13 protein-coding genes are annotated in these 13,763 nt (G+C 66.5%); 4 read left to right on the forward strand and 9 right to left on the reverse strand.

From position 1 onward, the window contains the following. Window positions 1-84 precede the first annotated feature (84 nt). The 4 genes from ureE to ACCC94_RS05980 all read left to right on the forward strand — a co-directional run bounded on the left by ureE (window position 85) and on the right by ACCC94_RS05980 (window position 2,616). Window positions 85-585, forward strand: coding sequence for an urease accessory protein UreE (ureE, locus tag ACCC94_RS05965; RefSeq protein WP_413348462.1), 501 nt, complete (start codon window positions 85-87; stop codon window positions 583-585). Window positions 586-672: 87 nt separating this feature from the next. Then, complete coding sequence (locus ACCC94_RS05970) at window positions 673-1,350, forward strand: urease accessory protein UreF (protein ID WP_413348463.1); 678 nt, start codon at window positions 673-675, stop codon at window positions 1,348-1,350. A gap of 10 nt (window positions 1,351-1,360) precedes the next feature. Further along, entirely contained in the window at window positions 1,361-1,975 is a 615-nt protein-coding gene (gene ureG / locus ACCC94_RS05975; RefSeq protein ID WP_413348464.1) for an urease accessory protein UreG, read from the forward strand. A gap of 68 nt (window positions 1,976-2,043) precedes the next feature. Continuing rightward, window positions 2,044-2,616, forward strand: a complete 573-nt coding sequence (locus ACCC94_RS05980) for a HupE/UreJ family protein (RefSeq protein WP_413348465.1) — start codon at window positions 2,044-2,046, stop codon at window positions 2,614-2,616. A gap of 143 nt (window positions 2,617-2,759) precedes the next feature. On the opposite strand, the gene ACCC94_RS05985 is transcribed toward ACCC94_RS05980, so the two are convergent. From ACCC94_RS05985 to ACCC94_RS06025, 9 genes are all read right to left on the reverse strand, one after another. Further along, window positions 2,760-3,524 (reverse strand): SDR family oxidoreductase, encoded by a 765-nt coding sequence (locus tag ACCC94_RS05985; protein WP_413348466.1) that lies wholly within the window; start codon window positions 3,522-3,524, stop codon window positions 2,760-2,762. Between the two features lie 510 nt (window positions 3,525-4,034). Beyond that, window positions 4,035-4,964 carry an ornithine cyclodeaminase family protein gene (locus ACCC94_RS05990; protein WP_413348467.1) on the reverse strand — a complete coding sequence of 310 codons (930 nt, stop codon included), beginning with the start codon at window positions 4,962-4,964 and terminating at the stop codon, window positions 4,035-4,037. Between the two features lie 233 nt (window positions 4,965-5,197). Continuing rightward, entirely contained in the window at window positions 5,198-5,914 is a 717-nt protein-coding gene (locus ACCC94_RS05995) for an ABC transporter ATP-binding protein (protein ID WP_413348468.1), read from the reverse strand. Next, complete coding sequence (locus ACCC94_RS06000) at window positions 5,911-6,786, reverse strand: ABC transporter ATP-binding protein (protein WP_413348469.1); 876 nt, start codon at window positions 6,784-6,786, stop codon at window positions 5,911-5,913. The genes ACCC94_RS05995 and ACCC94_RS06000 overlap by 4 nt, the downstream gene beginning before the upstream one ends. After that, window positions 6,783-8,087 carry a high-affinity branched-chain amino acid ABC transporter permease LivM gene (gene livM / locus ACCC94_RS06005; protein ID WP_413348470.1) on the reverse strand — a complete coding sequence of 435 codons (1,305 nt, stop codon included), beginning with the start codon at window positions 8,085-8,087 and terminating at the stop codon, window positions 6,783-6,785. The genes ACCC94_RS06000 and livM overlap by 4 nt, the downstream gene beginning before the upstream one ends. Before the next feature lie 2 nt (window positions 8,088-8,089). Continuing rightward, window positions 8,090-9,004, reverse strand: coding sequence for an ABC transporter permease subunit (locus tag ACCC94_RS06010; RefSeq protein ID WP_026078950.1), 915 nt, complete (start codon window positions 9,002-9,004; stop codon window positions 8,090-8,092). A gap of 220 nt (window positions 9,005-9,224) precedes the next feature. After that, entirely contained in the window at window positions 9,225-10,358 is a 1,134-nt protein-coding gene (locus ACCC94_RS06015) for a branched-chain amino acid ABC transporter substrate-binding protein (protein WP_413348471.1), read from the reverse strand. 419 nt (window positions 10,359-10,777) lie between these two features. After that, complete coding sequence (locus tag ACCC94_RS06020; RefSeq protein WP_413348472.1) at window positions 10,778-12,061, reverse strand: NAD(P)/FAD-dependent oxidoreductase; 1,284 nt, start codon at window positions 12,059-12,061, stop codon at window positions 10,778-10,780. Window positions 12,062-12,229: 168 nt separating this feature from the next. Continuing rightward, window positions 12,230-13,720 carry an aldehyde dehydrogenase family protein gene (locus ACCC94_RS06025; protein ID WP_413348473.1) on the reverse strand — a complete coding sequence of 497 codons (1,491 nt, stop codon included), beginning with the start codon at window positions 13,718-13,720 and terminating at the stop codon, window positions 12,230-12,232. Between the last annotated feature and the right edge of the window lie 43 nt (window positions 13,721-13,763).

Raw genomic sequence — 13,763 nt, forward strand, 5'->3', positions numbered from 1 at the left:
CTGCAACCCGCACCCGCACTGGCGCACGTGCCGGCTGGCAAGCCCCTTGCTGTAGCACCGCCATTGCTACTGCCGGACGCTGCCATGCTGGTCATCCACCAACGAATCGAACCCCGCGAACAGTGGGACGCCGAGCTGCGCCTGAACTACGAGGCGCGCAGCAAGAGCCGCCTGCGCTGCTTCACCAGCAGCGGCGAAGAGGTCGGCCTGTTCCTCGAACGCGGCCAGTCGCCGCTGGCCGATGGCGAGTGCCTGCTGGCCAAGGATGGCCGCGTGGTGCGCGTCTGCGCTGCGCCGGAAAAGCTGCTGCACGTCACCTGCGCCAACGCCCGCGAGCTGAACCGCGCGGCGTACCACCTGGGCAACCGCCACGTCGCCCTGCAGGTCGGCGAAGGCTGGCTGCGCCTGCTCGATGACTACGTGCTCAAGGCCATGCTCGATCAGCTAGGCGCCACGGTGGAGGCCATCGAAGCCCCCTTCCAGCCCGAGCATGGCGCCTACGGCGGCGGCCATCACCATTCGCATCACGGCGAGGAGCAGTTCAATTACGCGCCGAAACTGCACCAGTTCGGGGTGCGTTTGTGAGTATCGGGCGCTGGATCAACACCCTCTCCCCACCCCTCTCCCGGAGGGAGAGGGGTGGGATCGGCGTACCAGCACAGGCCGTCGCCCATGGCTGAGTCTTCGAGCGTCTGGGCCCTGCTGCGCCTGGCCAGTCCACAGTTGCCCATCGGCGGCTACAGCTATTCCCAGGGCCTGGAAAGCGCCATCGACCAGGGCCTGGTGAAGGACGCCGACGACGCCCGCACCTGGCTTGCCGACCAGTTGCACCTGAACCTCGCCCGCTTCGAAGGCCCGCTGCTGGCGGAGCTGCTGCGCGCTGCGCAGAACGCTGACTGGGGCGCCATGCGCGACGCTGCCGAGCGCCATCGCGCCAGCCGCGAGACCCGCGAGCTGGGCCTGGAGAACCGGCAGATGGGCTTCTCCCTCGGCCAGTTGCTCGAAGCGCTGCCCGAGCTGGACCAACCCGCGCGCCAGTGGCTTTGCGAGCAAGCCGAACCCTCCTTCGCCGCCGCCTGGGCATTGGCCGCGCGGGCCTGGGCGCTCTCTCCCGAGCAGGCCCTTGGCGCCTGGCTGTGGAGCTGGCTGGAAAACCAGCTGGCGGTTCTGATGAAGACCCTGCCGCTGGGCCAGCTGGCCGCGCAGAAGCTCACCTCGCAACTGCTTCCCGACCTCGACACCGCCTGCCGCGTCGCGCTGGAAAACGATCCCCACGGCGGCGCGCCCTTCGGTCTCGCGCTGGCCTGCATGAACCACGAAACCCAATACAGCCGTCTGTTCCGCTCCTAGGAGAACTGCCATGAACTCTCAACCTCTTCGCGTCGGCATCGGCGGCCCGGTGGGCTCCGGCAAGACCGCCCTGACCCTGGCGCTGTGCCGCGCCCTGCGCCAGCGCTACAACATCGCCGTGGTCACCAACGACATCTACACCCAGGAAGACGCGCAGTTCCTGGTACGCAACGAGGCGCTGGAGCCGGAGCGGATCATCGGCGTGGAAACCGGCGGCTGCCCGCACACGGCGATCCGCGAGGACGCCTCGATCAACCTGGAGGCCGTGGACCAGCTCAACCGCCGCTTCCCCGGCCTCGACCTGATCCTGGTGGAGTCCGGCGGCGACAACCTCTCGGCCACTTTCAGCCCCGAGCTGTCGGACCTGACCCTCTACGTGATCGACGTGTCCGCCGGCGACAAGATCCCGCGCAAGGGCGGGCCGGGCATCTGCAAATCCGACCTGCTGGTGATCAACAAGATCGACCTGGCCCCGCTGGTGGGCGCCTCGCTGGAAGTGATGGACCAGGACGCCACGCGCATGCGCGGTGAAAAACCCTTCGTGTTCAGCAACCAGAAGACCGGCCAGGGCCTGGCCGAGATCATCACCTTCATCGAACGCCAGGGCCTGCTCACCGCCGCCTGATGCCTTCTACGCGGCCACGGATGCCGGCCGCCCCACGACGCTTCATCACCAGAACCAGGGAGTCTTCCATGCAACTGCGCAAAGCCCTCTACAGCCTGGCGCTGTTCCTCACCCCGGCCGTGGCCTTCGCCCATCCGGGCCACGGCGACCACGGCCTGATCGCCGGCATCGCCCATCCCGTCACCGGCCTCGACCACCTGCTGGCGATGCTCGCCGTCGGCCTCTGGGCCGCACAACAGCAAGGCGCGGCGCGACTGGCGCTGCCGTGCACCTTCGTCGTCACCATGCTGATCGGCGGTTTGCTGGGCTTCGAGGGGATGCAGATGCCGTTCATGGAAACCGGCATCGCCGCTTCCGTGCTGGCGCTGGGCCTGTGCGTCGCCCTGGCGGTGCGTCCGCCGCTGTTCCTGGCCATGGGCGCGACCGCACTGTTCGCCCTTGCCCACGGCGTGGCCCACGGGCTGGAACTGCCGGAGCTGAGCAGCCCCTGGCTGTATGCCGCCGGCTTCGTTGGCGCGACCGCCGCGCTGCATGCGGCGGGTTACGGCATCGTGCGCCTGCTGCCCCAGGCCGCCGCGCCGCTGGTGCGTTTCGCCGGGCTGGCTTCGGCAGGTGCGGGAGCCTGGTTGCTCGCGGGCTGAACGTAGGAGCGGCGGACTTCGTCAGTTCCACATCGCACAAAATCCGAACCCTGTAGGAGCGAGCTTGCTCGCGAACAACCTCGCAGCGGGACGGATTCGCGAGCAAGCTCGCTCCTACAACACCAAGACCTCCTGCTTGGGGATCAGCCCTTGCGATGCACTGCAAACCCCGCCCAGGACTGGCTTACCGGCATGATCTCCAGGGTATTGATGTTGATGTGCGGCGGCTGGTTCATGATCCAGTGGATGGTCTCGGCGATGTCCGCGGACTGGATAGGCTCGGCGCCGGCGTAGGTCTTGTCGTACTTCGCCTGGTCGCCGCCGAAGCGCACCAGGGAGAATTCGCTCTCGCACATGCCCGGTTCCAGGTTGGTGACGCGCACGCCGGTGCCTTGCAGGTCGCAGCGCAGGTTAAGCGAGAACTGCTCGACGAAGGCCTTGGTCGCGCCGTACACGTGGCCGCCCGGATAGGGCCAGTGGCCGGCCACCGAACCCAGGTTGAGGATGCTCGCGCCCGGGCCATGGGCGATCAGCCGCGGCAGCAGCAGGCGGGTGGCGTACATCAGGCCCTTGATGTTGGTGTCCACCATGGTGTCCCAGTCATCCAGCTCGCAGTTCTGCGCGGGGTCGGCGCCCAGGGCCAGGCCGGCGTTGTTTATCAGGCCGCGTAGCCTGGCGAACTTCTCCGGCAGGCTGTCCACGGCGGCGGTCATCGCCGCGCGGTCGCGCACGTCGAGCACCAGCGGCAGCACGTCGGTCTCCTCGGAAAGCTCCTGGGCCAGCGCATTCAGGCGCTCCTCGCGGCGGCCGGTGATCACCAGCGACCAGCCATCACGGGCGAAACGCCGCGCACAGGCTTCGCCGAAGCCTGAGGTGGCGCCGGTAATGAACAGAGTGGGAGTGGTCATCGCAGAGGTCCTCTAACGGGGCGCCGCCGTCGCCGGTGCGTGCCGGGGAATCGTGCCGCGCGTGTTCTTGTCGGTCGGTCGAGCATAACAGCCCGAACCGGCCGCGTTGCGTTACAGCCGTGCTGGATAAAACCCGCACAGCCGCTTGAAAGCCCCGTGGCTGCAAGCCCTGCGCGAATTGCACCCACCTTTTCCACAGGCTGCTCCACGGATTCTGTGGGCAAGCGGCACAAGGGTTTGCCGCTGGACGATTTTCGAGCGCCCCGCCGCAGGCCCCGTCGCCGCTGCGCTGGAGAAGTTCTTCCCAAGGTTATCCACAAGTCTTTCAACGGCGGGCGGGGACAACTATCGGCACTGCGGAACTTTTCCGTGTAGCCGTACCTGTCCATCCATACAGGGGTTGCAGGCTGATCGAACAGAAATCGACCGCCCTGGGCGGAGCCTGGGGCCATGGGGCCCGACGCGGTTCTCCCAGAGGTTATCCACAGGCCCGCCCACAGATTTCCTGGATTAATTCAGGGCAAGCAGCAGGCGCGCTGCGATCAGGTCTTCCAGTGCATAACCCACGGACTTGAACAGGGTGATCTCGCTGTCGTCCTGGCGTGCGCCGCGACCGCCCAGGAGGTCGGCCAACTGCCAGTCGATGGCGCCCTCATCGATCATGCCTTCGCTGATGGGGATCAGCAGGTCGCCCGCCTCTTCCAATGCACCTTCGCGGGTATCGACCACGATGCGCGCACGACGCACGGCTTCGCTGTCGGTCTCACGCATGCTGGGCAGGAAGGCGCCGACCAGATCAAGGTGGCAGCCCGAGCGCAGCCAGGCGCCCTGGACGATGGGCTCGCGCGAGGTGGTGACGCAGCTGATGCAGTCCGCCGCTGCCACGCCACCGCGCAGATCGGTGCAGGCGTGGACGGGAAAGCCTTCGTCCTGCAGTTGCTTCACCAGCGCATTGACCTTGTCTTCCTGGCGGCCCCAGAGAGCGATGTCCTCGTATTCGCGCACCGAGCAGTGGGCGCGAACCATGTGCGGCGCCAGGGTGCCGCTACCGACCACCAGCAGCCGGCGCGCATCGCGGCGCACCAGGTAATCGGCGGCCAGCGCGGAGGTGCAGGCGGTGCGTCGGGCAGTCATTTCCGAGGCTTCGAGCATGGCCAGCGGGCGCCCGGTTTCGCCATCGAACAGGCAGAACAGCGCGCCCACGGCCGGCAGGTTCTTCGCGCCGTTGTCGGGGAACACGGTGACCAGTTTCACGCCGATATCCTGCCCCGGCCGCCACACCGGCATGGTCAGCAGCGAGGCGTTGCCGGGCAGTTCATGGCAGCTGCGCACCGGGGCTTCGCAGGCTCCGGCGAGGCCGATGCGCAGGGCTTCGATCAGTTGGGGATAACCCAGGCGTTGGGCGACGTCGGCGTTGGTGAGGAATTTAAGGTCGTGCATGGAGACCTCGTACGCAGATTGAAAGCCCCTCTCCCCCGCCCTCTCCCTGAAGGGAGAGGGAGCCGTCCGGCGTTTTCGGCTAGCACGGAAGCTCGCCTGACACTGGACAGTCCCCTCTCCCTTCAGGGAGAGGGTTAGGGAGAGGGCGGGAGGCGAACAGAACAAGCCCCGCTGCGGAGATGTTCGCGAGCAAGGACTAGGCGTCCCCCTAGGTCCTACGAAGAGCACCGGTGTCAGTGCCCGCCCAGGTACGCGTTGCGAACTTCCTGGTTGCCCAGCAGCTCCGCCCCCGTACCACTCAGGCGGATCTCGCCGTTGACCATCACGTAGCCGCGGTCGGAGAGCTTCAGCGCGTGGTTGGCGTTCTGCTCCACCAGGAACAGCGTCATCCCGCTCCTGGCCAGCTCGCGCAGGGTCTGGAAGATCTGCTTGACCACGATGGGCGCAAGACCGAGCGAGGGTTCGTCGAGCAGCAGCAGCTTGGGCCGGCTCATCAGCGCGCGGGCGATGGCGAGCATCTGCTGCTCGCCGCCGGACATGGTCATGGCGCGCTGGTTGCGCCGCTCCTTCAGCCGCGGGAAGAGGTCGAACATGCGCTGCATGTCCTCCTGCGCATGCTCCATGCCGACGGGAATGGTGCCCATCAGCAGGTTCTCCTCCACGCTCATGTCGGGGAACACCCGGCGCCCCTCCGGCGACTGCGCGATGCCGTTGGAGGCCACGTAGTGCGCGGACTTCTGGCGAATGTCCTGGCCCTTGTAGAGAATCGCGCCACTGGCCGCGCGCGGCTGGCCGAAGATCGACATCAGCAGGGTGGACTTGCCCGCGCCGTTGGCGCCGATCAGCGCCACGGTTTCCCCTTCGCCCACGGTCAGCGAGACTTTCTTCAGCGCCTGGATCGGCCCGTAGAACACATCGACCTCACGGAATTCCAACATCGGCGCCGTCATGCCAGCTCCTCTTCGTCCGCGCCGAGATAGGCGGCGATTACCTTGTCGTTGTGGCGGATCTCGTCCGGTGCGCCACGGGCGATGACCACGCCGTGATCGAGCACGATGATGTGGTCGGAGATGTTCATCACCATGCCCATGTCGTGCTCGATCAGCAGCACGGTGATGCCGTGGTGGTCGCGCAGGTAGCGCACGATGCGCGCCAGCGCCTGGGTCTCGGCCGGGTTGAGGCCGGCGGCGGGTTCGTCGAGGCAGATCAGCTCGGGCCGGGTGCACATGGCGCGGGCGATCTCCAGGCGGCGTTGCTGCCCGTAGGACATCTCGCCGGCCAGGCGGTTGGCGCAATCCACCAGGTCCACCACTTCCAGCCAGTAGAAGGCGTGGTCCAGCGCTTCGCTTTCCGCGCGGCGGTAGCCGGGGGTGTTGAGCACGCCGGCGATGAGGTTGCGGTTGACGAACATGTGCTGGGCCACCAGCAGGTTCTCCACCACCGACATCTCGCGGAACAGCCGGATGTTCTGGAAGGTGCGCGCCAGCCCCGCGCGGTTCACCAGGTGGGTGCCGCCGAACATCTTGTAGTAGAGGCGGTTGCCGAACTGCGCCGGATTGACGAAGTCGCCGCCCTGGAACGGCTGGCCGAGCACCTTGATGACGTCGGTGGTGCCGCCCTGGGTGTTGAGGAGGATGTTGCCGCCGGTGGCCTTGTAGAAGCCGGTGAGGCAGTTGAACACCGTGGTCTTGCCGGCGCCGTTGGGGCCGATCAGCGCGGTGATGGAGCCGCGCTCCACGTCGAGGTTGACGTCGTTGAGCGCCTTGATGCCGCCGAAGTGCATCATCAGGTGCTCGACGCTGAGGATCTTGTCACCACTCATGGCGCCACCCCCTTGCGTACGGCGAAGCCCGAGCGGCTGATGCGGATCAGCCCGCGCGGACGCCAGATCATCATCAGCACCATGAGGATGCCGAACAGCAGCACGCGGTAGTCGGCGAAGCTGCGCAGCAGCTCCGGCGCCACGGTGAGGACGAAGGCGGCGATCACCACGCCCACCGTCGAGCCCATGCCGCCCAGCACCACGATGGCGAGGATCAGCGCCGACTCGAAGAAGGTGAAGGACGACGGGTTGACGAAGCCCTGGTAACTGGCGAAGAACACCCCGGCCAGGCCAGCGGTTGAGGCGCCGAGCATGAACGCCGAGAGCTTCACCAGCACGTGGTTCAGGCCCATGGCGCGGCAGGCAATCTCGTCCTCGCGCAGCGCTTCCCAGGCGCGGCCGACCGGCATGCGGGTCAGCCGGTGCTTGATGTAGAGCACCAGCAGCACCACCAGGAAGAGCACCACGTAGATGAACAGGAACTTGAAGTTCTGGTTGTACTCGATGCCGAGGAACTCGTGGATCGGCGTCCCGCCCTCCTTCGCCCGGCGGCCGAACTCGAGGCCGAAGAAGGTCGGCGACGGCACCGGCATGCCGTTCGGGCCGCCGGTGAAGGACAGCCAGTTGTTGAGGATCAGGCGGATGATCTCGCCGAAGCCCAGGGTCACGATGGCCAGGTAGTCACCGTGCATGCGCAGCACAGGGAAGCCCAGCAGCGCACCCGCCAACGCGGCGGTGAGCGCCGCCAGTGGCAGCACCGTCCAGAAGCCCAGGCCCAGGTACTGGTAGCCCAGCGCAAGCCCGTAGGCGCCGATGGCGTAGAAGGCCACGTAGCCGAGGTCCAGCAGGCCGGCGAGGCCGACCACGATGTTCAGGCCCAGGCCCAGCAGCACGTAGATCAGGCCGAGGATGATCACGGTGAGCAGGTACTTGCTGGCGAAGAACGGGAAGATCACCGCGGCGAGGATCACCAGCGGGACTATCCAGCGCAGGCGCGTCTTGTAGCCCGGCGGCAGCACGCTGATGCCCGAGTCGGAGCTTTCGAAGCGGTCCATGATGCGCAGGCCTGCCGGTGTCTGCAGGTACAGGCTGAGCAGCAGGCGGCCGAGCATCACTGCGCCGATCATCCAGGCGAGGCGCACCGGTTCGAGCTTGAAGCTGTAGCCGTCGAGCACCACGCCGACGATGGGGCCGAACACGATCAGGGCGATCAAGCCGGCCAGGATGGTGTCGACGAGGCTCTTCCTGATATCGATGCGCGCGGGTTTCGGCGCGGCTGAGGTCTGGGTTGTGGACATCATGCTTACACCTTCGACACCTGGGGACGCCCCAGGAGCCCTTGCGGCCGGAAGATCAGGATGGTCACCAGCAGGCCGAAGGCGAACACGTCCTTGAAGTCGGTGTTCACCATGCCCGAGAACTGCGCCTCGGCCACGCCGAGGATCAGCCCGCCGAGCATGGCGCCGGGCAGCGAGCCGATGCCGCCGAGCACCGCGGCGGTGAACGCCTTGATGCCGATGATGAAGCCGGCGTAGAAGTCGAAGGTGCCGTAGTTCATGGTGATCAGCACGCCGGCCAGCGCGGCCATGGCAGCGCCGATGATGAACACGTAGGAGATCACCCGGTCGGTGTTGATCCCCAGGATCGAGGCCATCTTGCGGTCCTGCTGGGTGGCGCGGCACATGCGCCCCAGCCTGGTGTACTGGATGACGTAGGTCAGCACCGCCATGCCGACGAAGGCGGCGATGAGGATGAACACCTTGGTGTAGGTCAGCTGCACGAAGCCTTCGCCGATATGGAACTTGAAGGCGCCGTCGAGCAGCGTGGGCACGCCTTGCTGGCGCGGGCCCTGGGCCAGCTGCACGTAGTTCTGCAGGATCAGCGACATGCCGATGGCGGAGATCAGCGGAGCCAGGCGCGTGGAATTGCGCAGCGGCTTGTAGGCGATGCGCTCGATCACCCAGCCATAGACGCCGGTGACGAAGATGGTGAAGACCAGGGTGCCGAGGATCAGCAGCGGGAACGACTCAAGGCCGAAGAAGGCCAGCAGCGCCAGGGCCACGGCCGAGAGGTAGGCGGAGATCATGTAAACCTCGCCGTGGGCGAAGTTGATCATGCCGATGATGCCGTAGACCATCGTGTAGCCGATGGCGATCAGGCCGTAGACCGACCCGAGGGTCAGCCCGTTGATCATTTGCTGGAGGAAGATACCGTCCACGATTGGGTACTCACACAGACAGGGCAGGGAAGGCGGGCGGCAAGCGGGCTGAACGGCTCGTGACCGTCGCCGGGCAGGCGCCGACCTGCGGGGATACCGGCACCGCTCGTGGCGGCGCCGGCCAATCACACGGGGTGCGCAATCGCTGCAGCAAGGCCCGCTGCAGCGACCAGGCGGGCCTGGTCGCTGCAGCCGGGGGCCCTCGACAGGAGCCGGCCCCTTACTTCTGTTTCTCCAACTGGTGGTACTTGCCCTTGTCGTCCCACTGGTAGACGACATAGTCGGAGACCTTCAGGTCGCCCTTCTCGTCCCACTCCTTCTTGCCCATGACGGTGTCGACCGGATGGGTGTGCAGCCACTTGCTGGCCGCCTGGGGATCGTTCTTGCCCGCGCCGTTGAAGGCAGCGGCCAGCGCCTGCAGGGAGGCGTACGCATAGAGGGTGTAGCCCTCGGGCTCGAAGCCGCTGGCGCGGAACTTGTCCACCACGGCCTTGCCTTCGGGAATCAGGCGCGGGTCGGCGCCGAAGGTCATCAGCACGTCCTTGGTGTACTGCGGGCCGCCGGCGGTGGTCACCAGTTCGTCGGTGACGATGCCGTCATCGGAGAAGAACACGGTGGTCAGGCCCTGCTCGCGCATCTGCCGGACCAGCGGGCCGGCTTCGGGGTGCAGGCCGCCGAAGAACACCACTTCCGCGCCGGAGGAACGGATCTTGGTGACCAGGGCGTTGAAGTCCTTCTCGCCGCGGGTCAGGCCCTCGTAGAGCACTTCGGTGACGCCCAGCTTGTTCAGCTGCGCCTTGGTCGCATCGGCCAGGCCCTGGCCGTAGGTGTCCTTGTCGTGGATCACCGCGACCTTCTTGGCCTTGAGCACGTTGACGATGTAGTTGCCCGCCACCACGCCCTGCTGGTCGTCGCGGCCGCACATGCGGAACATGCCGGCGAGCCCGCGTTCGGTGACTTTCGGGTTGGTCGAGCCGGGGGTGATGGTGATCAGCCCGGCCTCGTCGTACACCTCGGAGGCGGGGATGGTGTTGGAGGAGCAGAAGTGGCCCACTACGCCGATGGCCTTGTCCTGGTCGACCAGGCGGTTGGCGACGGCCACGGCCTGCTTCGGCTCACAGGCGTCGTCGGCCTTCACCAGCTTGATCTTTTCCCCGTTGACGCCCCCCGCGGCGTTGATCGCGTCGGCGGCCATATTGGCGCCGCGCCAGTACTGTTCACCGAACGAGGCGTTGGCCCCGGTATGCGGACCCGCGACGCCGATGACGACATCGGCCTGCACTACGGAAGACATGCCCAGTGCGGTGGTTACCGCCAGAGCCAGAAAGCCTTTTCTGAAAATCTTCTGCGACATGGAGTTTTGCTCCTGAGGGTTTTTGTAATGGCGCGTTGTGTTTCTTGTTGGCGATCTCTCGTATAGCGATTCAATGACTAAGCGATTAATCAACAGCAAGCGGCGTGCCATTCGTTTTTGTTATTAACCAAGTCCTACAGCGAAAACAGCTCGAGCTGGCAGACATCAAGTGCTAGACACGTGCAACCCATTGAAAGCAGCAGGTGCAACCAACTGGATAGAAGGGTGCAACCCATCTCCCCGTGGGCTGGCTTTTTCCAGCTACCACAGGCGCAACCCCAACCGTAACCATTGCTGTCACCGAACTGCACATCCGCGGTGCAGACCCGTCGGGGTAACGCACCATAAGAGGCTAGACCAAAGTGCAGCGAGCGTTGGTGGGTCAAACCGGGGCGGCGCCCGCCCCGGCTTGAAGTGCCTCAGATCACCACCCGCAGGCATTGCCCGGCGTGGTAGAGGGAGAAGCCGGCTTCGTACAGACAGCTGCGTAGTCCCACGGCAGAAATTTCCTCCATGGGCCTGAGCGGCATCGGCAAGGCGCTGGCATCGCCATCCAGCAGGAAGTCGGCGAAGGCCTTGCCCACCACCGTGCCGGTAGTGACGCCACGACCGTTGTAGCCGCTCATGGCAACCAGCCCCGGCGCCGGCTCGAACAGGCGCATGAGGTGGTCGGGGGTGAAATCGATGCAGCCGGTCCAGGTGAATTCCCAGTCCACCTTGCCCAGCCTGGGGAAGTAGTGCTGCTGGATGCGGTCGGCCCAGCTCTTGAGGAACCACGCCGGCTTGCCGGTGCCCTTGCCGAGGCTGCCGAGCAGCAGGCGGCCGTCGGCGTCGCGGCGGATGCTGCTGAGCACCTGGCGGGTATCCCAGGAGCCCTGCCCGCCCGGCAGGATGCGTGCAGCCTCGGCGCTCTCCAGCGGACGCGAAGCCACCTGGTAGTAGTAGCCGGGGAAGAAGGTGCGGCGCAGTTGCGTCCACTCGCCTTCGGTGTAGGCGCTGGAGGCGATCACCACCTTGTCGGCGGTTACCACGCCACCGGCGGTGATCACGTTCCACGCGCTGCCCACGCGCACCAGGCCAACCACCGGGGAATGGTGGTACAGCTCGCCGCCCAGGCCAACCACCGCACGGGCCAGGCCGCTGACGTAGGCCATGGGGTTGAGCGTGCCGGCACGGCGATCGAGCAGCGCGCCGGCGATCTTGTCGGTCCCGCAGGCCTGCTCGCAATCGGTGCCGGTGAGCAGTTCCACCGGCGCGCCACGGCGCCCCCATTGCTCGCAGCGGCTGCGCAGGTCCGCCAGGCCGCGGGCGTTGTGTGCCATGTGCAGCGTGCCTTCACGGCGTGCCTGGCAGTCGATGCGGTACTTGTCGATCAGGGAGAACACCAGCGAGGGCGCATTGCCGAGCATCCGGTTGACCCGCTGCCCGATCTCCGCGCCCATGCCTGCCTCGATCTCGTCCGGGGGAATCCACAGGCCGGCGTTGACCAGCCCGACGTTGCGCCCCGAGCCGCCATGCCCGGTGGTGTGGGCCTCCAGCACGCAGACCTGCTGGCCGCGCTCCAGCAGATGCAGCGCGGCGGACAGGCCGGTGAAGCCCGCGCCGATGACACACACGTCGACCTTGCGATCCCCGCGCAGCTCCGGAGCTTCCGGGCGGTCGGGAGTCAGGTGTTCCCACAGACACTCTTGGCGAAGCGACATCCAGCGATCCTTCTACGCGAACCTTTGTGAATGACTCGGTGTTGCAGGCCCACCGTGTGAGCCGGAATTGCTGTAGGAGCGAGCTTGCTCGCGAACCGCATGACGCTGAAGCCCAACCGGACTCCGTTCGCGAGCAAGCTCGCTCCTACAAAGAGCAGCCTGGCAGCCTCAGTCGAAGACTATGCCCTGCGCCAGCGGCAGTTCCCGCGAGTAGTTCACGGTGTTGGTCTGCCGGCGCATGTAGGCCTTCCAGGCGTCGGAGCCGGACTCGCGACCGCCACCGGTTTCCTTCTCGCCGCCGAAGGCGCCGCCGATTTCCGCGCCGCTGGGGCCGATGTTGACGTTGGCGATGCCGCAGTCGCTGCCCACCGCCGAGATGAAGGCTTCCGCCTCGCGCAGGTCGGTGGTGAAGATGCACGACGACAGGCCCTGGGGCACGCCGTTGTTCAGTGCCAGCGCGTCATTGAAGTCCTTGTAGGGCACCACGTAGAGGATCGGCGCGAAGGTCTCGCTGCGCACCACGTCGCTCTGCTCGGGCATCTCGACGATCGCCGGCGAAACGTAATAGGCCTCGGGGAATTTGTCGGCCAGCTGGCGCTCGCCGCCGAACACCACGCCGCCTTCGCCGCGCGCCTGCTCCAGCGCACCCTGCATGGCCAGGAAGCTGCGCTCGTCGATCAGCGGGCCGACCAGGTTGCCTTCCAGCGGATGGCCGATGCGAACCTTGGCGTAGGCGGTCTTCAGGCGGCTGACGAACTCGTCCTTCACCGACTCGTGGGCGATCAGCCGGCGCAGGGTGGTGCAGCGTTGCCCGGCGGTGCCGACGGCGCTGAACAGCACGGCACGCACGGCCATGTCGAGGTCGGCGCTGGGCGCCAGGATCATCGCGTTGTTGCCGCCCAGCTCGAGGATGCTGCGACCGAAACGGGCCGCCACGCGCGGACCGACTTCACGGCCCATGCGGGTGCTGCCGGTGGCGCTGACCAGGGCGACGCGCACGTCGTCCACCAGTGCCTCGCCGGCGCTGCGATCGCCGATCACCACCTGGCTGAGGTAGTCCGGCGCATCGCCGAATTTCTCCAGCGCACGCTCGAACAGCGCCTGGCAGGCCAGCGCGGTGAGCGGGGTCTTCTCCGACGGTTTCCACACCACCGGGTTGCCGCAGACCAGCGCCAGCGCGGTGTTCCACGACCACACCGCGACCGGGAAGTTGAAGGCGCTGATCACCCCGACCACGCCGAGCGGATGCCAGGTCTCGCGCATATGGTGGCCGGGGCGCTCGGAGGCGATGGTCAGGCCGTAGAGCTGGCGCGACAGGCCGACGGCGAAATCGCAGATGTCGATCATCTCCTGCACTTCGCCCAGGCCCTCCTGGGTGATCTTGCCGGCCTCCCAGGACACCAGTTCGCCGAGTACCGTCTTGCTCGCCCGCAGCTCCTCGCCGAACAGGCGCACCAGCTCACCGCGACGCGGCGCCGGCACCTTGCGCCAGGCTTCGAAGGCGTGCGCGGCGCGGCCGATCTTCTGCTCCACCTCGGCGGCGCTTTCCAGGCGCACCGCGCCCAGGCGGCTGCCATCGATGGGAGAGTGGATGACCTGATCGCCGCCGGTGTAGAGGCTGACGTCGACGCCGAGGGATTCGAGCAGTGCGGAAATCATGCGGACTCCTGTGTCATTGCGATAACCCATTGGAATGCCAGCA

Origin of the sequence: Pseudomonas sp. Pseusp97 (assembly GCF_047304025.1) — a bacterium.
In the GTDB taxonomy this organism is placed as follows: domain Bacteria; phylum Pseudomonadota; class Gammaproteobacteria; order Pseudomonadales; family Pseudomonadaceae; genus Pseudomonas.

Excerpts from the sequence above, each read along its gene's own strand:
- ACCC94_RS06000 (WP_413348469.1), bottom strand. The coding sequence starts at position 6,786 with ATGAGTGGTGACAAGATCCTCAGCGTCGAGCACCTGATGATGCACTTC.
- ACCC94_RS05985 (WP_413348466.1), bottom strand. The coding sequence starts at position 3,524 with ATGACCACTCCCACTCTGTTCATTACCGGCGCCACCTCAGGCTTCGGC.
- ACCC94_RS05980 (WP_413348465.1), top strand. The coding sequence starts at position 2,044 with ATGCAACTGCGCAAAGCCCTCTACAGCCTGGCGCTGTTCCTCACCCCG.
- ureG (WP_413348464.1), top strand. The coding sequence starts at position 1,361 with ATGAACTCTCAACCTCTTCGCGTCGGCATCGGCGGCCCGGTGGGCTCC.
- ACCC94_RS05995 (WP_413348468.1), bottom strand. The coding sequence starts at position 5,914 with ATGACGGCGCCGATGTTGGAATTCCGTGAGGTCGATGTGTTCTACGGG.
- ACCC94_RS06025 (WP_413348473.1), bottom strand. The coding sequence starts at position 13,720 with ATGATTTCCGCACTGCTCGAATCCCTCGGCGTCGACGTCAGCCTCTAC.
- ACCC94_RS06015 (WP_413348471.1), bottom strand. The coding sequence starts at position 10,358 with ATGTCGCAGAAGATTTTCAGAAAAGGCTTTCTGGCTCTGGCGGTAACC.
- ACCC94_RS05990 (WP_413348467.1), bottom strand. The coding sequence starts at position 4,964 with ATGCACGACCTTAAATTCCTCACCAACGCCGACGTCGCCCAACGCCTG.
- livM (WP_413348470.1), bottom strand. The coding sequence starts at position 8,087 with ATGATGTCCACAACCCAGACCTCAGCCGCGCCGAAACCCGCGCGCATC.
- ureE (WP_413348462.1), top strand. The coding sequence starts at position 85 with ATGCTGGTCATCCACCAACGAATCGAACCCCGCGAACAGTGGGACGCC.
- ACCC94_RS05970 (WP_413348463.1), top strand. The coding sequence starts at position 673 with ATGGCTGAGTCTTCGAGCGTCTGGGCCCTGCTGCGCCTGGCCAGTCCA.
- ACCC94_RS06020 (WP_413348472.1), bottom strand. The coding sequence starts at position 12,061 with ATGTCGCTTCGCCAAGAGTGTCTGTGGGAACACCTGACTCCCGACCGC.